The 20,438-nt window shown below is 40.7% G+C and carries 18 protein-coding genes; 4 read left to right on the top strand and 14 right to left on the bottom strand.

Going from position 1 to position 20,438, the window contains the following annotated elements:
• Nucleotides 1-7 precede the first annotated feature (7 nt).
• From DI077_RS13550 to DI077_RS13560, 3 genes are read left to right on the top strand one after another with little or no spacing between them, the layout of a single operon-like run.
• On the top strand, nucleotides 8-268 hold the full coding sequence (locus DI077_RS13550; RefSeq protein WP_109020394.1) for a FeoA family protein: 261 nt from the start codon (nucleotides 8-10) through the stop codon (nucleotides 266-268).
• Nucleotides 269-272: 4 nt separating this feature from the next.
• Entirely contained in the window at nucleotides 273-2,342 is a 2,070-nt protein-coding gene (gene feoB, locus DI077_RS13555; RefSeq protein ID WP_109020395.1) for a ferrous iron transport protein B, read from the top strand.
• A 30-nt stretch (nucleotides 2,343-2,372) separates the two neighbouring features.
• Entirely contained in the window at nucleotides 2,373-3,359 is a 987-nt protein-coding gene (locus DI077_RS13560; RefSeq protein ID WP_109020396.1) for an N-acetylneuraminate synthase family protein, read from the top strand.
• Nucleotides 3,360-3,383: 24 nt separating this feature from the next.
• On the opposite strand, the gene DI077_RS13565 is transcribed toward DI077_RS13560, so the two are convergent.
• From DI077_RS13565 to DI077_RS13620, 12 genes are all read right to left on the bottom strand, one after another.
• Entirely contained in the window at nucleotides 3,384-4,613 is a 1,230-nt protein-coding gene (locus DI077_RS13565; protein WP_109020397.1) for a vitamin K epoxide reductase/DsbA family protein, read from the bottom strand.
• Between the two features lie 22 nt (nucleotides 4,614-4,635).
• Nucleotides 4,636-5,370: a 1-(5-phosphoribosyl)-5-[(5-phosphoribosylamino)methylideneamino]imidazole-4-carboxamide isomerase gene (hisA, locus tag DI077_RS13570; RefSeq protein WP_109020398.1), complete on the bottom strand. Its 735-nt coding sequence runs from the start codon at nucleotides 5,368-5,370 to the stop codon at nucleotides 4,636-4,638.
• A gap of 1 nt (nucleotide 5,371) precedes the next feature.
• Nucleotides 5,372-6,001: an imidazole glycerol phosphate synthase subunit HisH gene (hisH, locus tag DI077_RS13575; protein WP_109020399.1), complete on the bottom strand. Its 630-nt coding sequence runs from the start codon at nucleotides 5,999-6,001 to the stop codon at nucleotides 5,372-5,374.
• Nucleotides 5,998-6,579, bottom strand: a complete 582-nt coding sequence (hisB, locus tag DI077_RS13580) for an imidazoleglycerol-phosphate dehydratase HisB (protein ID WP_109020589.1) — start codon at nucleotides 6,577-6,579, stop codon at nucleotides 5,998-6,000. The genes hisH and hisB overlap by 4 nt, the downstream gene beginning before the upstream one ends.
• Nucleotides 6,580-6,676: 97 nt before the next feature.
• Nucleotides 6,677-6,877 carry a toxin-antitoxin system, antitoxin component gene (locus DI077_RS13585; RefSeq protein WP_109020400.1) on the bottom strand — a complete coding sequence of 67 codons (201 nt, stop codon included), beginning with the start codon at nucleotides 6,875-6,877 and terminating at the stop codon, nucleotides 6,677-6,679.
• Nucleotides 6,878-7,346: 469 nt separating this feature from the next.
• Entirely contained in the window at nucleotides 7,347-9,611 is a 2,265-nt protein-coding gene (locus DI077_RS13590) for a sensor histidine kinase (protein WP_135354882.1), read from the bottom strand.
• 8 nt (nucleotides 9,612-9,619) lie between these two features.
• Nucleotides 9,620-10,786: a hypothetical protein gene (locus DI077_RS13595; protein ID WP_109020402.1), complete on the bottom strand. Its 1,167-nt coding sequence runs from the start codon at nucleotides 10,784-10,786 to the stop codon at nucleotides 9,620-9,622.
• Nucleotides 10,783-11,400, bottom strand: coding sequence for a response regulator transcription factor (locus DI077_RS13600; RefSeq protein WP_109020403.1), 618 nt, complete (start codon nucleotides 11,398-11,400; stop codon nucleotides 10,783-10,785). The genes DI077_RS13595 and DI077_RS13600 overlap by 4 nt, the downstream gene beginning before the upstream one ends.
• A gap of 34 nt (nucleotides 11,401-11,434) precedes the next feature.
• Nucleotides 11,435-11,908 carry an LIC11177 family protein gene (locus tag DI077_RS13605; RefSeq protein WP_109020590.1) on the bottom strand — a complete coding sequence of 158 codons (474 nt, stop codon included), beginning with the start codon at nucleotides 11,906-11,908 and terminating at the stop codon, nucleotides 11,435-11,437.
• Between the two features lie 53 nt (nucleotides 11,909-11,961).
• The gene (locus DI077_RS13610; protein WP_109020404.1) at nucleotides 11,962-12,918 is read right to left on the bottom strand and encodes a rhomboid family intramembrane serine protease; all 957 of its coding nucleotides are present in this window, start codon (nucleotides 12,916-12,918) and stop codon (nucleotides 11,962-11,964) included.
• 217 nt (nucleotides 12,919-13,135) lie between these two features.
• Nucleotides 13,136-13,936, bottom strand: a complete 801-nt coding sequence (locus DI077_RS13615; RefSeq protein ID WP_109020405.1) for an enoyl-CoA hydratase/isomerase family protein — start codon at nucleotides 13,934-13,936, stop codon at nucleotides 13,136-13,138.
• A gap of 1 nt (nucleotide 13,937) precedes the next feature.
• Nucleotides 13,938-14,468: a hypothetical protein gene (locus DI077_RS13620; RefSeq protein WP_109020406.1), complete on the bottom strand. Its 531-nt coding sequence runs from the start codon at nucleotides 14,466-14,468 to the stop codon at nucleotides 13,938-13,940.
• A 93-nt stretch (nucleotides 14,469-14,561) separates the two neighbouring features.
• Here DI077_RS13620 and DI077_RS13625 point away from each other — a divergent pair, with 93 nt between their 5' ends.
• Nucleotides 14,562-15,851: a PilZ domain-containing protein gene (locus DI077_RS13625; protein ID WP_109020407.1), complete on the top strand. Its 1,290-nt coding sequence runs from the start codon at nucleotides 14,562-14,564 to the stop codon at nucleotides 15,849-15,851.
• 4 nt (nucleotides 15,852-15,855) lie between these two features.
• On the opposite strand, the gene DI077_RS13630 is transcribed toward DI077_RS13625, so the two are convergent.
• Both DI077_RS13630 and DI077_RS13635 read right to left on the bottom strand, forming a co-directional pair.
• Complete coding sequence (locus DI077_RS13630; RefSeq protein WP_242935204.1) at nucleotides 15,856-16,980, bottom strand: tetratricopeptide repeat protein; 1,125 nt, start codon at nucleotides 16,978-16,980, stop codon at nucleotides 15,856-15,858.
• Between the two features lie 343 nt (nucleotides 16,981-17,323).
• Nucleotides 17,324-20,437, bottom strand: coding sequence for an efflux RND transporter permease subunit (locus tag DI077_RS13635; protein ID WP_109020408.1), 3,114 nt, complete (start codon nucleotides 20,435-20,437; stop codon nucleotides 17,324-17,326).
• Nucleotide 20,438: the final 1 nt, after the last annotated feature.

The raw sequence follows: 20,438 nt of genomic DNA on the forward strand, positions 1-20,438 counted from the left end.
AGATACAATGTCAGAAGAATCTTTTGTTTTATCCGAACTACCCAAAGATGCCAAAGGTGAAATCATAGAGATGAAAAGAGAATCCATTTCGGATTCTTTTATCACCGAACTTTTGGAATTGGGATTATTTCCGGGAGCCAATTTCCAGGTTTTGGATAAAATCGAAAGTTTAGGAAAGATGGTGATCCTTACGAACGGAACCAAAATAGGATTACGTTTGTTTGATTGCAAATCCATCTCGGTTAAAATTTCAGAAGCAGATCGTTAACACCATGTCGCAATCTCCTATTTATCTCGTTGGAAATCCCAATTGCGGGAAAACCACTTTATTCAACCAACTAACAGGCCTTCGCCAGAAAACCGGGAATTTCAGCGGAGTGACTGTGGAACGCAAATCCGGAAAGATTTTTCGCGAAGAAAAAAATCTGGAAATAGTGGATCTTCCCGGAACCTTCGGTCCAGGAGGAGGTTCCAAAGACAAACGGATCACTTACGACATCCTGTTGGAAAGAACGGAAGATACCAAAGCCATCTATGTATTGGATGCGCTCCATCTGGAAAGAGGACTGCAATTTTTATTACAAGTTATGGACATGAGAGTTCCCATCTTAGTCGTCCTGACGATGAAAGATGTTTTAGAGAAAAAAAACATCAAACCAGATATAGCCTTATTGGAAAGGATTTTGGGTCTGAGAATATTTTTAGTCAATGCCAAGTCGGGAGACGGACTTGAGGGACTGGAAAAAGCCATCTTTGATCCGGGTTCGTTTCGAATTCAAAAACGACTTTGGACTTGGGGAAAAAAAGAAGAGAGCTTTTTTCTAAAAGCAAAAGAACATCTGGGGATTCAAAACAATACGGGCGAATTCTTTCTATCGCAGGCACTTAAGGTACTTTGTAAGGAACCGAGCCTGAAAGAATCCCTTTATCTCGATTCGTTTCCCCAGGAAACAAAAGTTTGGTTGGAAGAGGAAATAAAGAAAACGAATTACCTCTTTACTTACCAGGAAGAAATCATTCAAAAATCCTTTTATATAAAATCCATTGTCACTAGAGTATTGACTTTTACTTATAAGGAAGATTTTCTTTGGGAAAAAAAAGCGGATTCGGTTTTGTTGCATCCCATTTTCGGATTCGTATTCTTTTTTGCCATCATGGGAATTCTATTCCAAACCCTATTCAGTTGGGCCGAATATCCTATGGAACTCATCGAGTCAGGCATCCAATGGACACAAACTAATGTCAGTTTGTATTTACCGGACGGACCTCTCAAATCCTTATTCGTAGATGGAATACTCGGTGGTGTGGGGAGCGTAGTAGTATTCGTTCCTCAAATTGCACTTTTATTTACTTTTTTGGGGCTTTTGGAAGAGTCGGGGTATTTAGCGCGTGCTAGTTTTTTAATGGACAAACTGATGGGAAGATTCGGATTGTCGGGAAGATCTTTTATACCTCTTCTTTCTTCGGCAGCCTGTGCGGTTCCCGCCATCATGGGAACAAGAACCATCGAAAACAAATCGGACCGGTTTACTACGATCATGGTTTCTCCTTTGGTAATGTGTTCAGCTAGGTATCCGGTTTATATCCTGATTGTAGGAACGATTTTTGCGTTTCCCCCTCTGCTTGGACTTATCAACATCCAAGGTCTTGTTTTATTCGGAATGTTTTTACTTGGTCTTCTTACTTCTCTCACGGCCGGACTAGTATTCCGCAAAACAGTGTTTAAGGAAGATTCCTCATATTTCATTATGGAACTGCCTCATTATATGTGGCCTTCTTATAAAAGTATCGCAAACTCAGTGTATCAAAAGGTGAAAGCGTTCTTACAGTCCGCAGGACAAATCATACTTTATATCTCCGTAGTATTATGGTTTCTATCTACATTTCCCGCCAGTTATGAAAAGGAAGAATGGAAAACCAGTCCCATTGAAGATTCCTATATCGGAAGTTTAGGCAAAACCATCGAACCTGTGCTTGTTCCCATGGGATTCGATTGGAAAATAGGAATCTCCATCCTTACCTCCTTCGCTGCCAGAGAAGTGATGGTCTCCACCTTGGCAGTATTATACGGAACGGAAGACAGTGAAGAAAGCGAGGGACTCCGGGAATCTCTCCGAAAGGAAAGAAGAAAAGACGGATCCAAACTCTGGACTCCCTTGACCGGAATTTCACTGTTGTTGTTTTTCGCTTTTGCAAGCCAATGTATGTCCACACTTGCCGTAGTTAGAAACGAAACGGACAGCCTTCTTTGGCCGACAGTTCAGTTTTTGTATATGACGGGACTCGCCGTTCTTTCTTCCACTTTGGTTTATCAGCTGGGAAAAGCTCTTGGTTTTGTTTAATTTGCCGAAAATGAAACTAAGAGGCTCTCCTTGGATTTTAGAATCGGCAATCAAGTTTTAACCAGAAATACCAAACCTTACCTAATCGCGGAAATCGGACTCAATCATAACAACGATTCGGAGATCGGTAAAAAAACAATCCGTGCTGCTAAAGAAGCGGGTGCAAACGCGGTGAAATTTCAATCCTATATTACGGAAGATTTCGTAGATCCGAAGAATCAAGAAGCCAAGTTTTTATTCGATATTTTCAAAGAGTACGAATTGTCCGAATCCAAACACAGAGAGTTTCAAAAAACTGCCATAGAAGAAGGTTTGGATTTTTTTTCCACTCCGCTCGATCCGGTTTCCGTCGATTTACTTGTCAGTTTGAAAGTTCCTGTTCTGAAAATCGCCTCGGGAGATATAGTCAATTATCCTCTTCTCAAAAAAGCAATCGACACAAAACTACCGTTAATTGTTTCCACGGGAGCAGCTTTGCCTTTCGAAGTCGCCCGCGCTCTGGATCTTTTCAAAGAGGAAAACGCGCAAATCTCACTTCTCCATTGCGTTTCGCTTTACCCTACTCCAACGAACAAAGCCAATTTACAAACCATTCCTTATTTTTTAGAAACGACTCCCTATGTGGTGGGATTTTCTGATCATACGGACGGATTTCTTGCGGCAAGTGTTGCCGTGGGTATGGGAGCAACTATCATTGAAAAACATTTTACATTGGATCGGAATTTGCCGGGCCCCGATCATACGATCTCTCTTGATCCGGAAGGTTTCAAACTTCTCAGTAAAAACATCCATGATGCTCATTCCATGCGAGGTGAGTTCGGAAAAAATACCCACTCGGATGAAACAAACGGATGGTTTTACGGAAGAAGATCCCTTTATAAAAAAGAATCGGGAATCTTTGCTATGCGACCGGCACTTCATACAAAAGATAAAACCGTTTTGGAAGCATGGGACTATAAAAAAATAGACCCTTCTTCCGTTCGGAAAGAAGGGCCTATTCGTTTTCATACGGATTGAAGTTTTAAACTGAAATCCGTAAGATTATATCTTTTGGATCAAACGATCCAAGAGTGCTTTCAAAAATTTCGGATCGGGCGTTCCGCTATCGATTCGTTTATCGTTAATGTATAAGGAAGGAGTGGCTTGGATTTTCAATCTTCCCGCTTCTTCAATTTCCTTATTGAGTTGATCCGCAGCTTCCTTGGAACTCATACAAGTTTTCAATTGGTTGACATTCAAAGAAAGGGTATTTGCCAAATTAAGAATTGTGGAAGTAGTATGACCCACACCTTTCTCAGTATTATCATATAAACCTGTATACATCGCATCGAATTTACCTTGTTTGTCGGCACAGATGGATGCAATTGCGGCCACACAAGAACTCGCTCCCGGCCTAGGTTCGCCTACAAAACGATTGCAGGATCCGTCCAAAGGGAAATTGCGATACACGACTCTCACCATTCCGTCGTATTCACCAAGAACCGTCCGTAAAATATGAGATGTATGAAGACAATGGCCGCAATTGAAATCAGCATATTTAACAATTGTTATTGGGGCGTCTTTTTTCCCAATACTAGGAGAACCGGATAAATCGATATTTAGTTTTTCTCCCGCTTCATAATCGGAAATCTTTTTGGAAATATCCGAGCTATCCAGTCCTCTGCTGGAACCCATTGCTCCTGCGGAAGGTGCAGTGGAAAGTTTGGAAGTTGCAAATCCGAGTGAGAATGCTACAAGGAAGGATGTGAAAAGCGTTCCAATCGAATTTTTAACGGAAGGTTCCAATTCTTTGAAATCGGCACCGGATTGTTTGATCAGTAAAAAACTGATCACGCCAAGTGCGATCGTAACTAGATAAGTAAATCCGCAAAGCCTGCAAACAGTTCCGATAAGTCCCACTGAGATTCCGAATAAAATAATATCGACGAGCAAAGCCAAAGCCGCGAGGAAAAGTATAGTCAAACTTCTTTGTTTGATAGTATCGCTATATTTGGGAGAAAGATTCAAACCGAATAGAAAAACCAAAGTTCCATAAAAACCAAATCCAAGTAATGCGATCGGAATATCACCGATAAAAGGAATACCTCTGATTGCGGAATAACTACTTTGCGCTACTTGCAGACAAGAGTCACCGCCGCCGGTTACATTACAGAAGGAATTTCCCACATTTTCAGTACCTTGGCCGAAATATTCGATTGCCAAGAGAAAGGAAAGTATCACACCAATTGCAGATACGATCACACCGATAATACTTAATTTTTTAGTATCCATTTAATCCTTTTTTTACCCCAAATTAGACTTTTGAAAATTCGAGAAAAGTTTCTTTTAGATTTATTTTTCCCTCATACACAGCTTTGCCGGTGATTGCTCCGTAGAGTTTACCTTCTGTAATGCGGGATAATTCCTTTAAATCGGAAAGAGAAGAAACTCCTCCGGAAGCGATCAGTTTCAAATCGGAAAACTGATCCAAAAATTCCTTATAGATTCCGAAATTGGGACCGAGCATCATCCCGTCTTTGGAAATATCAGTGAAAATGATATGACGAACACCGACCTCGTACATTTGTTCCAAAAATTTTACGGAAGTGATACCTGAATTGGTTTCCCAACCCTTGGTGCGAACATATCCGTCTTTCGCATCCACACCCACAACAATCCGATCCACACCGAAACGGGAAATTCCTTCCCGAACCACTTCCGGTTTTTCCACAGCGATCGTTCCTAAAATAAAACGATCTATTCCCAAATCGTCGAAAAAAAGCATCGACTCGAGAGATCGGATTCCACCACCTAACTCTAGTTTCATATTGCAAGAGGAACGAATATTACGAATGGCGACTTCGTTTTTAGACTGACCCGTTTTTGCTGCGTTCAAATCAACGATATGAAGTAGTTTTCCCCCGTCTTTTTCAAACGAGATTGCCATCTCTTCGGGATGGGAAGAATAAACCGTTTTTTGAGAATAGTCTCCTTGCGTAAGGCGGACTGCCTCATTGTCCAGAAGATCGATTGCAGGAATGATAAACATATTATAACTCTATAAAATTTTTGATGATTTGGAGGCCGAGTTTGTCCGATTTTTCAGGGTGAAACTGGGTTCCGAATACGGAACCTTTTTCCACGACCGCAGGAAAAGATTCTCCATAATAACGGCAGTTTGCCGTTGCATCCGTTCGATCCACACCGACAGGCCGGTAAGAATGTATGAAATACATAAAGGATTCGTTTTGAATTCCTTTGAGAAGTTTTGTGGACTTTGCTTTGATCTCGAATAATTTGTTCCAACCCATATGGGGAACTTTTGTAAGAGAAGGTTTGCCTTCGAATTTACGGATCTTGCCTCTGATAAAACCAAGCCCGCCGATCAGTTGACCTTTTTTAGAAGTTTCATCCGAGTCCTCGAATAATACCTGATAGCCGATACAAATCCCCAGCAAAGGTTTATTTGCAGCCACGTGTTCCTTTAAAACTTCCGAGAAACCGGAAGCATTCAGGTTTTCCATCGCTTTGTCAAAGTGACCGTCTCCGGGGAGAATGATTTTATCGGCTTTCCGAATCTTATCCAAATCCGATGTAAATTCAAACTTGTCGGTATAAAGGGAAACCGCTTTCAACAAGGAATGGATATTGCCCATTCCAAAATCGAGAACTGCAATCACTCTAACATTCCTTTGGTGGAAGGAATTTGGCCCGAGGCACCGGGATCAATTGCAATCGCTTGCCTGAGTGCCTTACCCAAACCTTTGAAAATAGATTCGTGAATGTGGTGTCTGTTTTCACCGTAATGAACTACGATATGAAGATTCATCTTGGCATTGAGGGCGAGTTTTTGCATGAACTCCAGAGAGAGTTCCGCATCATAGATTCCGAATTTTCCGTCAATCGGAGGACCTGTGTATTTAAAGAAGAATCTTCCTCCCAAATCCACGGCGACCGTAGTCAGCACCTCATCCATAGGGATGGTGAAATGCCCGTAACGGAAAATCCCTTTTTTGTCGCCCAGTTGCTTGTGGATCATCTGACCCATAAGGATGGCCGTATCTTCTACGGAATGGTGGCAATCGATCCCTATGTCCCCTCTGAGGTGAAGATCCATATCAATCAGTCCATGTTTTGAAATATGGGAAAGCATGTGGTCGAAAAACGGAATTTCCGTATCAAATCGGTAGTTCCCCGTTCCACGAACATTGAGATCCAATTTGATATCCGTTTCCGAAGTTTTACGGGATTCGATCATAATCGAAGCATGCTTTGCCCAAAAGCCCCCTGTCAACCGAGAAAGCAGGCAAAATCAGCTCTTCTTTTCAAACAGGCTCTCTAAGAGGGAAATGGATTCAAAGAAGGGAATCGTGAAGTTCCATTTCTTTTTGTAAAATGGAGTTGATAATTGAGCTGAGATCTTTGTTCTTTTTCAAAGCAATTTTTTTATAATACTCTTCCAACTGCGGATCAAGATATACGGGAAAATGAAGGTCCTTAATATCTCGTGAATAAACTCCCCGTTTGCCTTTTGAAAAATCGTATTGTTCTCTCATATCACTTAATATCGTTTGAATAGTATTGGAGTTCTTCCAATTTGGTTGCTTGCAGTGCGGACACTGTTCTTATAATTTCCAGTTCATTTTTGGATCTATCAACAAAAATAACTACGCAACTGTAATCAGGAAAGATTATGTTTTTGAATATTTAATTTTTCCTTTTCGAGGTCCCATTCAAAATACATCAAAACATTTTTAAAAATACTTACTGTATGTAAAGCTATATATTTTTAGCTCAATAGTGAAGAAAACTATAAATATAAATCCAGTCAGGAAGGAATATCCACCACCCCGACCAAATCATAACCTACGAAAATCCATAGGCAGTATACTAAAGCTATGACCAGAAAAATCAGAATTTGTCTAAGTAATGAATTCATACAAGAGCCGGGGAAACCATACTAACACGATTCTTGCGATAATGTAAATATCCCAATTAGGCCAGAATTCGAATTTAATCAATACCTCATTCGGAGAAAGGAATAGAGGAACCTAGTGTCAATTCAGGTAACAAAATCCGAAACAGCGTTCTTCCTTGTACGGATTCCAAAAGTATTTTCCCCTTATGCTTATCTATCACTTGTTTGGTGATATGCAAACCAAGTCCCGTTCCTTCCCCTGCGGATTTGGTTGTAAAAAACGGTTCAAAAATTTTTTCTTGCAAAGCAATAGGAATCCCTCGTCCCGTATCTTCGATGGAAACGGAAATATAATTTTCCGATTCGAAATATTCTTTTTGAATCGAAATCTTAATCACTCCGGTCTCTTCCATAGCTTGGATGGAGTTGTGAATCAAATTGGTCCAGACTTGAATCAGTTCGTCGGGATAACAAAGTATTTCCGGAACTACCGAATAATCTTTTACAATTTCAATTCCCATTTTGAAAGAATGGGAGAACACAGTGAGAACCGTTTCAATCCCTTCTGTAATGTTTGTTAGTTTTCTTTCCGCTTTCGGATCAAAATGAGTGAATAATTTCAAAGATAGAACTATCTTTTCCACTCTCCCGGAAGCGGATAATATCCCTTCCGTTTTCCGAATGAGACCGAAAAATTCGTAAGCCCATTTCCAAACCGGTTCATAAGAAGAATCATTCAGGTATTCGGAATATTCCACGGGAAGGTGATCGATTCCCATCTCCAATAGGTTTGCAGCCAAGGAAGCAGGTTCTTTACTCCCCTTCTCTTCCAAAAAGCCGATGATCTCTTTTCGAATGGATCTTTCTTCCTTATAAGAAAGATGTTTCGCGGGCATACGGGCCTGTTCTATTAATTTTAAAAACAGAGAGAGGTTTTTTCCATCCAAAGATTTGGAAATCTCAGAAAGGGAATTCATCATAGTTTCCAAAGAAGATTGCAGATTGTTTGCAGAAACCTTAACCACTGTTAAAGGAGAATTGATTTCATGAGCGACACCTGCAACGATTGCCCCCAAAGAAGACATTTTTTCGGATTGAACCAATTGGTACTGAGCTGCCCGCAAATTGGTTTCGGCAAGGTTCATCGCACTAGTATGCCTTCTGGAAAGATAAAGACTTTGTGAGAGAACAAAGACTAGTAATCCGAAACTCATAATTTCTCCGCCGAGGCTACCAGTGAACAATAACATAATATCATGGATCACAGATCCGAAAAAGAAGAGAAGCCCTATCACGAGTGCCTCCCTTCCCTCTAGTTTCGATTTCCAAATTTGATAAATCACATAAAGACAAACGAGTATCGGTAAGAAGGTAACCGAGATCATCGGATAAAGAGTCAAACTCAAATAATAAGTAGAACCGAAAATGGAAATCAGAATCGGTAAAACATAGATAAACCCGATCCAATGGATGATCCGAACGGGAATGGCACCGGGGTTTAATGATCTTATATAATATAATCCTGTAAGCGACCCCGCAAAAAAGGAAAAATAATTGAGTCGCATACTGATCTCATAATCTTCCATGCCGAATACCACTGCAAAAATATTCCTGCCAGTGACTGTTAGGCGGGTTGCCATAAAGAAACAAAAAAGAATGAACAAAACGGAGCTGGGATTTTTTCTCCGAAAACAATAATAACTCAGCTGATAAAGTGCAAGTAGGATGAGTCCCCCCACAACGAACGACTCTCTTACCAATGCCAGATTATTTTGGGATTCCAAAACCTCTTTTTTACCTAGCACGGGAGGATACCACATTCCTCCCCGAGCATGACGAAAATTGGAAACTTGAATATAGAGTGAAACTTCGCGACTTGGATCCAAACCGGCAGGGAGAGCGAACAATCTGTCTGCGGTATTGATTATTTCTTCACCTGACGCATGATTGGTTATTTTTCCCAATTCTCCGACCGGTTTTTGACCTATAAAAAACTTCGCAGCCACACCATAAATACCGGAACGAAGCAAAAGATTTTCCGTATTTATATTCGGAGGAAGTTTCAAACGGAGAACGTATGTTCCCCAAGCGCTTCCTTCTTTATCGACCCATTTCGAAATACTTGAATTCCAATTCTGCTTACCGCTATCGATAGAAATCGATTCTTCCGAAGGAAGAGTCTCTCCATCTAACCAGAGATAGGGGTAAAGCTTCCACTCTCCCCGAAGAGGAACGATCGGTTGCCTACTCGGGTCCCAGTCGGACAAATCTATCTTACCGTCCGAAACAGGAAATCCCGAACTCACCTTTTTGCAACTAACACCCAAGCAGGTGATCAAAATCAAAAAAATTCTTATATGGGTCGAATTCATAAGATCATTCAAAATAAAAATTGGATCATTATGGAACCGTCTTCATTCAGGTTTTCCTTAATCACACCGCCGAGTTTTTTCATCAATTCTTCCAAAATCTCCTTACCCCTCCCGTTTGAGAGTGAATACGTTGTATGGGATATAAAACTAAATTCAAGCCCTTTCTCATTGGAATCTAATTTCCAAATGGGGTTTGAGTTTCCGTATTTTAAATCATTATTGGTCACTTCCGTCAAAAGAGATAAAAAATCTTTTTCCTGGGTAGGAAACGGGGAAGGGATCGAAGCGTAATGACTGGGAAAATCAAACTGGACCCTCCTACCGGAATAAGAATACCTGCGGACCAAAATCGTTTTCATACCCATAAGTAAATTTTCCGAAAGTAATTTGGTTTCTTCCGCAACGGAGATACCGGCTTGGAGACTGCTGATTAAAAATAATGCGGTACGGCGCAGATTGTCTTTTTGTTCAGAAGTAATGGTTTCTCCTTCCGGAATTTTTTCCAGTCCCAAAAACAAAGAGGTTAAACCTGCTCCCAAATAATTATGCATATCATTATAGATCGTTTTCCTTTCCTGCAATCTCAGTTTTTTTTGCAGAAGAAGGATTTTATGTTTTTGGATTACATTTTGAAGATTGAGCCTATACCACCAACTGAATGTTAGCATTGAAAAAATATAAGCAGGGGCACCGTAACTTGCCATCACAAGAAAGCGGAAAAAAATTTCTTCGAAAGGTCCTAGGAATGTATAACGGACAAATGAATAGATATAAAGGGAATTCCAAAATAGAAAAAAATAAACGGGCCTACCCGGAAAAAGAAATATGGATAATACTAAAATCAAAAATGTAGAGTAACCTACTTTTACATTATCAAACTCTCCTGCCGGATCATAAAATTGAGTTTCTATCTCCAAGACGATGCCTAGGGCGAATAAAAACATATAGAAGGAAATGTTTTGAAATGTCAGTTTTTTAAGGGAAACATAAATCAAGAGTAAACTCAAGATCATCATGGACCCGTCCAAATACATCAGGATGGGGACGTTTCTTTTCCATTCCAGATATACGCCTAACGTATTGGCAAATAAATAAACAATACCGAAATAAGTTCTAGGTCTTTTTGTGATTTTACGAAGCACCAGTTCATATCTTAAACCAGTGTCTTTTATCATCTTTTGAATTTAAGAATGAGTTCGCTCTTTGAATTTACTTCTAGTTTTCTATAGATACTTTTCAATTGGTTTCTCACCGTACCATCGGAAGTACCTAAAGAGTGACTGATTTGTTTTGCCGTTTCTCCGTCTACAATCCGATCTAAAATTTGTTTTTCACGAACGGAAAGAATACTGACCATCTCATTTTTGCTAGCTGGTGTTTGAAAATGACGAATGATACGAAGCGCTATATTTTGAGTGAGTAAAACACCTTCTTCCAAAATCACACGGGTGGTCTCCGGAATATCTTTTAAATCAGATTTCCAAATGTAACTGCAAGCACCGAATCGAATGGCTTGAAAAACTTTTTCCTCATCTTGAAAGATGGAGAGTACTGATAATTTTGCTTCCGGGTATTTTTGTCTAAGATAAGGGATGGTGGAAAGTCCGTCCACATCGGGAAGTCCTAAGTCCAAATAAATCAGATCTAAAGAGGGTGGTTCGTTGGATTTGAAATCTTGAAAATTGGAAAAATGAATCACCTGATACTCATTACCGGAAACTTGAAAACGGCGAATGACCTCTCGAGCAAAGTCCAAATCGTCTTCCAGTAATAATATGGACTTACTCATGCGTCTTCCGTTTGATTTGCATGGCGTGGATCAATTAGCTTCCAAAACGTTGTCCGAGCATATGTATCAATTCATGAATGGAATCTACAACATATTTGAAATGTTTCGGCTTCATAGGCTCCAAAGGCATCAGGGAATGAACTTTCTTATACCTCTCATAAGACTCACGAATGTATTCCAAATACTTCGGCCCGTCGATTGCGTATCTTTTGAATATGGCTTCATTGGTTTGGAAAATCTCTTTGAATTTGGAAGCGTATTCTTCTTCCAATAAAAAATAATATCGAATGTCTTTCGAAGTTTTAACCACAGCAATTTCATAAGAGCTGAGATACCTGCGGGAATTTGCTGCGGAAACAATGCTAGGCTTTTCTTCAGAGGGAGCCATTTTCGCAACTGCGGCTTCGATGGCTTTCCTTTCCGTTTCTATTTGTTCTTTCTTGTGATCCTTTCTGAGTTTTTCTCTCTTAAGGACTTCGCCCACCATGCTGTTCTTATTTTCAGCCATAAGTTTATTGTCCTCATTTTTGAAATTTGTCAAGAAATTACCTGGAAAATTATTTACCCTTTCGCTTTCCTCAGTGCGCAGTTAGGAAGCCATTCACAGCGCAAGCAGATAGGATCTTCGGAATTATACGTAGACGGCGGGCAAATATTAGCATTTACCACCTGTTTATCGTGAAGATAATCCTCGACCTGTTCAAAAGAAGTAAGTTTCGATAATTCATATAGGACGATTTCATTTGCTTTTTTCTGATCGGAAAATAAATCTTCCGCCCGAGGAAGAATGGATTTCGGTTTTTGTCTCGCAGGGGGTTCTTCTTCTCTCTCCCACTCCATTCCGGGAAGGGTAGGAAGGCTTGTGGACCGGATTTTCCTTTCCATGAGTTTGAAAATAAGAATACCTGTAATCGCCCCGCCCAAATGACAGGTGTTAGAAATTCCCCCGTTTCCGAAAAGGGTGATCACATAACCCACAAGGAGGGATACCCAAACCGCATTTTTCGCCTTCACCCTGAATACCAAAAGGAAAAGCTCCGAATTGGGATAAAGTAATCCGAAAACGGCGAGCAATCCGAATACTGCGCCGGAGGCGCCTATCGTGGGAACTGAGGAATGATCCAGGATCGGGATCTCTCCACCTAACTGAGTATTAATGATAGCGGAAAGGAGCACCAATATTCCTCCGCCCAATTGAGATCCGAAATAAAGCAAAGTAAACTTCAGTTTTCCCAGTGCCGGAATCACATAAGTTCCGAGCATATAAAAACCGTACATATTCAAGATCAAATGAAATGGAAAAATACCCGCAGTCTCGTGAAGAAATCCGTACGTAAACAACTGCCAGTAAGTTCCCGAAAGAACAAAGTCGGGAATCAAAGCAAAACGAAAGATTAACTGCTGGTTAGCAAAATGCTGAAGTAGAAAGACAAGACAGTTGAAAATCAGGATTAGGTTGAGGGGATGAGTGAGGGGATTTCCAAATAACGTTACGCCCTCCCGGTATTTTTCTCTCATAGCTTCTTCCAGTATTTAATCTGTCAGAGAAGAAACAAGGGAAATAAAAAAAGGGGGTTCCCTTTCGGTGGCCCCCCGGGAGTGATTTAAGACAAAATCAGGCAACAGATTTTGTCTCGATTATCAATCAATTTTAAGATCGGAAAAAACAAGGAGCGAGTTAACCAGAATGGAAAGTTTTTTGAACTATTTTTTTTGCAAAAAAAAGAGTCTAACCCTACTTTCCGATAAAAACGGGAGGTCTTTTTTCCACCACACTCGCCAAAGTTTCTTTAAAATCGGCGGAAATAAAATTACGCGCTTGGGACTCCGCCTCTTTTTTTAAAGCCCTGTCCAGGTCCTTCCAGGAATACAGGTTTTGTTTCAATTCCTGCAAAGCAAGTGGAGCGGCCTCCGCCATATAAACTGCCAATTCTTTGGTCTTTGCATACACTTCCGCTTTCGGATGAGATTGCCAGGCAAGTCCCCAATTTTTTGCATCAATGCCTGTAAATGTTTCTCCCGAAAATAAAAGTCTTCCTCCCAGGCTTTTGCCCAGAAGTTCGGGTGCGAGAAAGGAACTTCCCATACCGGGATGGATTCCCAACCTAACAAAATTAAACGAGTATTTACCTTCATTGGCGAACACCCTAAGATCACATGCGAATGCGATGGAAAGACCGGCTCCGATTGCATGCCCATTAACAGCTGCTAAAACAGGAACCGGGAGGTTGCGAACGGAAAGAAAAAAACTATAGAATTTTCGCATTCCTTTCTTATTTTGAGAAAATGTTTTCTCGGAAAAAGATCTGAGCAGATTCAAATCCCCACCGGCACAGAACACATCGTTTTTTCCCGAGATGATCACTGCCCTAGGTAGTTTTTTTTCTTTTGAAATGGATCGGATTGCCTCGGCAAATTCCTCTCCCATTTTCCAAGTCATGGAATTGCGAGACCCCGGGTTATTTAAAAATACGGATATGATTTGACCATCTGAGTTTGTATCCTTCTCAACTTCTATAAACTCATACTTACTCATATTAAACGGCGACTTCCTTTATATTGAATGCTTCGTACCAAACTTTATCCTGCAAAGAAAGAGGACGATTGCCGAGCCCTAAGTTCTCGAAATAATCCAAAAGAATTTCCAGATGAATGGATTCTTCCTCTTCATTTTGCCAAAGAACCGTATCGATTCCTTTGCTCACCAATGCTTCCGAACGCACATTGTTTTTATAATACTCCGGTTTTCCCGCAAAAATCAAATGCGCGGAAATCAAATCGAAACGGATCGTATCCACGATCTTTCGCAAGGATTCTTCCGTTTCCAAAAAATATCTGGAAGCGACTTCGGTTTGGAAATAGTCCCCCCAGGTGATGATGTCAGGAAGAACGCCGAACTGCTCTTTCAGTTTTTCCTGAACTTCCACCTCAGTGAACAGAGTCGTGGAAAAACGATCCACGATTTCCGCCAAATCCACTAGGATGGCAAGTTTTTCGGGACTGATGAGTCCTTGGCGGATCATCGGCAGGAGTTCTGGGTTGACTTGGTTTGGTAGAACTAGTTCCATATACTTCCTCTTTCGACGTATTTTGTCGTTTTCCCTTAGATTTTTCCGGCTTTGGGTTTGCATTTTGGCAGTTTCGGATTCGATATTATATATATGGCGATCGGAAGAACGGACTCAATGCAGGAACTGATTACGATCCTTGAATCTCTTTTTGAAGAGACGATCGTCGGTTCGGACGTAAATATCGTCAAACATCTGTTTTATTACCTAAAAGCGGACAATAGGGAATTCGAGTTCATTTACGAAGAGGAAAACCTGGTGGCAGCCGTGGAAGAAATCGAAGCGGACACCGTCTCACTTCTCATTCCCGATATCGTGGAAAAAGGTTCCAGAAGGGCACGTGTCCGGTTTGAAGTGATGAACATCAACTATCAATTCGAAGTGGTGATTACCGATATCCAGCAGGAAAAGATAATCATCAAAACGCCTACCGAACTTCAGTCCTATCAGCTCAGAACCAATCGAAGGATCCCGGTAGACGATCTTTTTATGAATTTTATCATTCTATTCCGTTCCCTAACGGGAGGATCGAGAGAAGTAGGAAAAAATCTTTACGCAGAAAGCCGATTCCCTCACCTAATGAAGGAAATACGAAAAGACCAGCCGGATCTGAAACTCGTAAATGTAATTCTTACGGACGCGATTCAAAAGGTTTCCAAAGATTATGAAATCGTTTTTTATAACGAAACGAAAAAACTTACGGAGCCGGAAACATTCATTAAAAACTTCCTTCAACAAACCGGCAAAACCGTATACATTCCCGACTGCAGTCGAATCGAGTCTTATATTCAGGAAACAAACAGCGAATTTTTGTTCAATTTCAATTCCGAATACAAAGATATGATTAAGGAACTGGGAGAAGACTTTACACTGGAATTTTTCGAATCCATGAGAAAGATGGAATCAAGAGATTTTTTCGTGTCCTATGTAATCGCTCCCATTCGATTGTATGAGGATGTGGTCGGACATGTAAAAACTTACTCAACCGCAATGGATCGTTTTACGATTTCAAGTGCGCAAGCCATCTATATTCATGAGCTTTCCGAAATCCTAAGTTATGCATTTACCAAAGTTGCGATTCAATATGGTAGCTATGAAACGATGCAAAGTACCACCAGGGTTGTGGATATTTCCTTGGACGGTCTTTTATTCGAGATCCATGACAAACGTTTGTTTCAATACCTGAAGCGCCATAATATCATCAAGATGTTCATCCCTTTGAAAAAGGAAGTAACTTTGATTATACGAGGGGAAATCATAAGATATTTGGACAAAGGGGATCATTACCATCTCGGGGTGAATTATTTCAGCTCCTCCCCGAATGATATGTTGTATCTGGAAGATTTTCTATTTGATAAGAGTATGAAAATTCTGTCCGAATGATTTTTTAAAATACTCCGGATTGTTTTTCAGCAAGTCTGATTGCATTTAAAATCTCATCAGCAATTCCGGTTTCACCGGTATAATAAATTCGCAATAGTCGTCCGTGTTCCACAAGTTTATCCCTATACTCTTTTTCTTTCGGAGTGTTTCTTGTTTCCTTCCATTTTAAATTATAGAATTCGCAAGCGAGTTTATGCAGATAAAAATCCGATTTACGCAAATAAGCAGCCTTCAATAAAGCTTCTTCCGCTTTTTCAGACCACTCTTCTTTGCTCTTTCTGGATTCGACTCCTGTAGCTAGAATATTTGCACGCACAAATTGCAAATAAGCGGATTCAAAACTATACAACCAAGCTTCGTAATTTTTAGGATTGAGAGTGCGTGCTTCTTTCGCAATCTGAGGAAGTAGTTCCAGATTTTTTGTGTTTTCTTTTCCTTCCGTCTTGAATTGATAAATCAGAAAACGCATATATTCCAGATAAAATAACAGTTGTTCCTGGGAGTTTGAAAATCTTTCCCTATTTTTCCAAGCTTGCGAAAATTCATAAGCTGCGGAAACATAACCTTCTCCGTCATTCCAATGTACTTTCCCCAATGCAAAATGAGTGTCAGGGTAATTCGGATCCAACGAAATGGCACGTTTGTAGAGACGGATTGCCTCGTCCAGTTTGCCCTTCGCTACGAAATGATCGCCCTGTTTTTTTGCCATAACGGCTTCTTCGTATTTCGTGGCATCAAGTAGTCTAGCAGCCGTTACAGGACGATCTTCGATCAATCTAAGATAACCGTCTCCCCTCACCTGCCATCCGAAGAAAGTGGTTTGAAAAACGGATCTGACCGTTACCATACCTACAATATTTGCATCCCGATAAGTTTTATGATCCTGGTTTTTTTCGAGCAGATACAATGTTTGACCCACTCGCAACCCCTTCGGACTTGCCACCTTTAAGGTAACGGTGTCGGGCCGAGTGTCCACATCCAATTCCGCAGACAATTTATCCGCTTCAAAGTAACTTGCTTTTTCGATTCCCACCACTTCCCCAACCACGATCATACGAAGGGGATCTAGAGAATTCTGACTCTTGAATGCAAATGCCAATCTCTCTTCCGAAGTTTGGGACCATAGCACAACTGGCCCCGTGAAGAGAAACGATAAGAAAAAGCAGATCCGAATACGGGAAAACATTCTAAGTATTTTATCGGCCTGATTCATAAAAGTCCCAGGGCAAAAAGCCGAACTTTTTCTAATAATTTTAAGGAAAATGCAAACAGGAATTGCCAATTTAACTTAGATGTGTTAGTTGGAACACATTGGGTGGCGGGTGTAGTTCCCCTCCCGAATCAGGGCGGGGATACCAAAACCCAATCCTTTAAGAAAACCAACTTCGAATAAAAGGAATAAATGTGTGCGTTCATACAAATATAGTTTAAAGTCTTTCCGAGCATTATATCTCATTATTTAATTCAGACGCTCAGACCTTCACTTCCTCATCTTCCGAACATAGCCAGAGATAAAAACAAGGTAGTAAAGTCAGGGTAAATAACAATTCGAAACTTAGGCCGCCCACAATCACCGTTGCCATATAACGTTGAATATCCGACCCAACTCCATGACCGAACATAGCCGGGATAAGGCCACATAATGCCAGTAATATGGTCATAATTCTTGGCTTGTATTGCAAAACGGCCGCCTCTTTCACCGCGAATTTTCGTTCTTCCAAACTTCCTGAAATGGTATGTTTTTTCATGCGGGACAAAAACAAAACCCCCGTCATCGTACAAATTCCGAACAAGGAAATAAATCCTATACCGGCGGACACATTGAAATGATATCCCCTCATCGCCAAACTGAGAACTCCCCCGGTTAATGAAAAAGGAATGCAAATCATAGCCGTAATGGCATAACGAAAATCTTTAAAATGAAAATATAAAATTAAAAATACAGCGATCAGAGTGATCGGTATGATGACTTTCAAGCGATCACCTGCACGTGTTAAGTTTTCATACTGACCGCCCCAATGCAACGAATAACGTTTGTCCAATTTTACTTTTTCCTGAACTATCTTCTGCGCTTCCCGAACAAAAGATGCCTGGTCCCTATCTATTATATTGGTCCTGACAGAAACAACTCTTCTCCCGTCATTCCTTTGAATGATAGTTGGGCCGTCTTTCACTTCGATTTTTGCCAATTCCTTCAAAGGAATAAATGCTCCGTTTTCCGATTTCACAAGAAGGGTTTCCAACGACTTGACCGAGCTTTTGTAAGACGATGGATAACGAACGACGATCCCGAATCTCCAAGCATCTTCATATAAAACGGAAATTTCTTTTCCGCCTATGGATGCTTCGATCATGTCCTGAATTTCGCTTACATTGATTCCGTATCTGGCAGCTTCCTTTCTCTTGATTTCGATAACCACTTGGGCCTGGTTTCCTTCCTGCTCAATGGCAGAATCTACCGAACCCTTAATCCCACTTACCAGTGTTTGTATTTGACCTGCGATCTCCCTGAGCCTGGTTAAATCCGTTCCTTCTACATGGATCGCCAAATCGGCGACGCTTCCGGTTGCGGACTCAGCCACATTATCCATGATAGGTTGTGAAAGTAAAAATTTAACTCCCAAAAATTTGCCAACTAATTCCCGTTTTACTTGATCGGCAAAGCGGGATTTGCTGAGACCCGATTCCCATTCGTCGTATGGTTTTAATCCGACTAAAATCTCAATACGATTAGATCCGTAAGGATCCGTTCCATCATCATTCCTTCCCAGTTGAGTGACTACCAGATTGACTTCATCATGTTTTGAAATGACGGATCTGACTTCATCGGAAATCGTTTTAGCAGTTTGTAAGGAAATTCCCGGCGGAAGAAAAGCCCGGATATTTAACGAACCTTCATCCAATTCGGGCAAATACTCGACTCCAATATGATAAAATGCCAAACTGAAAAGCAAAAAGGCGAAGCTGATCCCGAGTATCGCATATTTTTTGAAATTGGAAAAAAGCCTATCAAGTATCCCGGAATAATAACCTTCCAACTTCAGATAAATAGGATTCTCCCATTCTTTCTTATGCTCCTTATTTCCCAGCTTCATACTATAAAACAAAAGAATGGGAACAATGGATAAAGTGAGAAGCAAAGAGCCGGCGATTGCAAATGATAATGTATATGCCATCGGAGAAAAAAGTTTTCCTTCCACTCTTTGCAAAGAAAAAATAGGAAAATAAGAAAGTATTATGATCAAGATGGAAAAGAAAATCTCTTTGCCGGTATCTTTGGAGACTTCGATGAAATGAACAGGATTCCTATCTTCTGGTTTACGGACGGATCTAAGCAATGCCTCAACCATAACCACCGAGCCGTCTACTATGATTCCGAAATCGATTGCGCCTAATGAAAGTAAATTGACAGGAATTCCCGTAATGTTCATCATCCCGAATGCAAATAACAGGGAAATAGGTATCGTTGTCGCAACTATCAGAGCAGTGGACCAACTGCCCAAAAAGAAAATCAAAATCAAAAGAACAAAAACGATTCCTTCCAAAACGGTATGCCCTACCGTACGAATCGTATGATCAACCAGTATCGAACGATCGTAAACAAGTCTGAGCTTCACGCCTTTAGGGAGTAAATTCTCATTGATATCTTCGATTTTGTTCTTTAAACTGATTATTACTTCCGAAGGGTTCGAGCCACGGCGCATAACAACCATTCCCTGAACTCCGGATGCATTTTCCATCTTCCTATGATCCAAGGAATAAGAATAACCCAATATACCAGTAGGCGGCTTATACCCCTCTTCCACTCTTCCCAATTGGGAAAGAAAAACGGGAATACCTCCCGAATTTTTTACCACAATCGATTCCAAGTCCTCTACGGAACGAATAGCTCCCATACTACGAATTGCCATGCTTTGTTCGCCAGATTGAATATAATTACCACCCGTATTATAATTATTTTTCTCAATTGAACGCACGACTTCATCCAGACTAAGACCGAGTCCGTAAAGTCTCTCCGGAAAAAGCACTGCATGGTATTGTTTGGTAAGTCCTCCGAAATTGATTACATCGGCAACACCTTTCACCTGCAATAACCTCGGTACAATGATCCAGTCTTGAAAGGTCCTAAGCTCTGTTTGGCTGTGAAATTCCTCCGACTCGATCACATATCGCAAGATTTCTCCTACAGGACTTGTCAAAGGGCCCAGATCGAAATCCGCTTCCTCCGGAAAATCCAATAAGGAAAGTTTTTCCAAAACACGTTGTCTGGCAAAATAATCGTCCGTTCCGTCCTCAAAAACCAATTGATAAACACAAAGACCGAAGATAGTTTTCGAACGGCGACTGATCACTTGAGGAACGGAACTCAATGCTCTTTCCAAAGGCAAAGTGATCAACTGCTCCACTTCCAATGCAGCCCGCCCGGGATATCGCACAATCACTGTTACTTGGGTATCACCTATGTCCGGATAAGCTTCTTTTTTCAATTCTTTCCAGGAGTAAACTCCGCCAAGTATGATAAAAATAGTAAAACAAACGGTTAAAATCTTTTGTTTTTGCGATATTTCTATAAACTTTTCAATCATT

It is taken from the genome of Leptospira kobayashii (assembly GCF_003114835.2).
GTDB lineage: Bacteria > Spirochaetota > Leptospiria > Leptospirales > Leptospiraceae > Leptospira_A > Leptospira_A kobayashii.

Bases quoted from the DNA above. Each gene is read 5' to 3' on its own strand.
- hisA (WP_109020398.1), bottom strand. From the start codon at position 5,370: ATGTTTATCATTCCTGCAATCGATCTTCTGGACAATGAGGCAGTCCGC.
- DI077_RS13615 (WP_109020405.1), bottom strand. From the start codon at position 13,936: ATGAGTAAGTATGAGTTTATAGAAGTTGAGAAGGATACAAACTCAGAT.
- DI077_RS13585 (WP_109020400.1), bottom strand. From the start codon at position 6,877: ATGAGAGAACAATACGATTTTTCAAAAGGCAAACGGGGAGTTTATTCA.
- DI077_RS13605 (WP_109020590.1), bottom strand. From the start codon at position 11,908: ATGGCTGAAAATAAGAACAGCATGGTGGGCGAAGTCCTTAAGAGAGAA.
- DI077_RS13635 (WP_109020408.1), bottom strand. From the start codon at position 20,437: ATGATTGAAAAGTTTATAGAAATATCGCAAAAACAAAAGATTTTAACC.
- DI077_RS13610 (WP_109020404.1), bottom strand. From the start codon at position 12,918: ATGAGAGAAAAATACCGGGAGGGCGTAACGTTATTTGGAAATCCCCTC.
- feoB (WP_109020395.1), top strand. From the start codon at position 273: ATGTCGCAATCTCCTATTTATCTCGTTGGAAATCCCAATTGCGGGAAA.
- DI077_RS13600 (WP_109020403.1), bottom strand. From the start codon at position 11,400: ATGAGTAAGTCCATATTATTACTGGAAGACGATTTGGACTTTGCTCGA.
- hisB (WP_109020589.1), bottom strand. From the start codon at position 6,579: ATGATCGAATCCCGTAAAACTTCGGAAACGGATATCAAATTGGATCTC.
- DI077_RS13620 (WP_109020406.1), bottom strand. From the start codon at position 14,468: ATGGAACTAGTTCTACCAAACCAAGTCAACCCAGAACTCCTGCCGATG.
- DI077_RS13550 (WP_109020394.1), top strand. From the start codon at position 8: ATGTCAGAAGAATCTTTTGTTTTATCCGAACTACCCAAAGATGCCAAA.
- DI077_RS13625 (WP_109020407.1), top strand. From the start codon at position 14,562: ATGGCGATCGGAAGAACGGACTCAATGCAGGAACTGATTACGATCCTT.
- DI077_RS13565 (WP_109020397.1), bottom strand. From the start codon at position 4,613: ATGGATACTAAAAAATTAAGTATTATCGGTGTGATCGTATCTGCAATT.
- DI077_RS13595 (WP_109020402.1), bottom strand. From the start codon at position 10,786: ATGATAAAAGACACTGGTTTAAGATATGAACTGGTGCTTCGTAAAATC.
- DI077_RS13590 (WP_135354882.1), bottom strand. From the start codon at position 9,611: ATGAATTCGACCCATATAAGAATTTTTTTGATTTTGATCACCTGCTTG.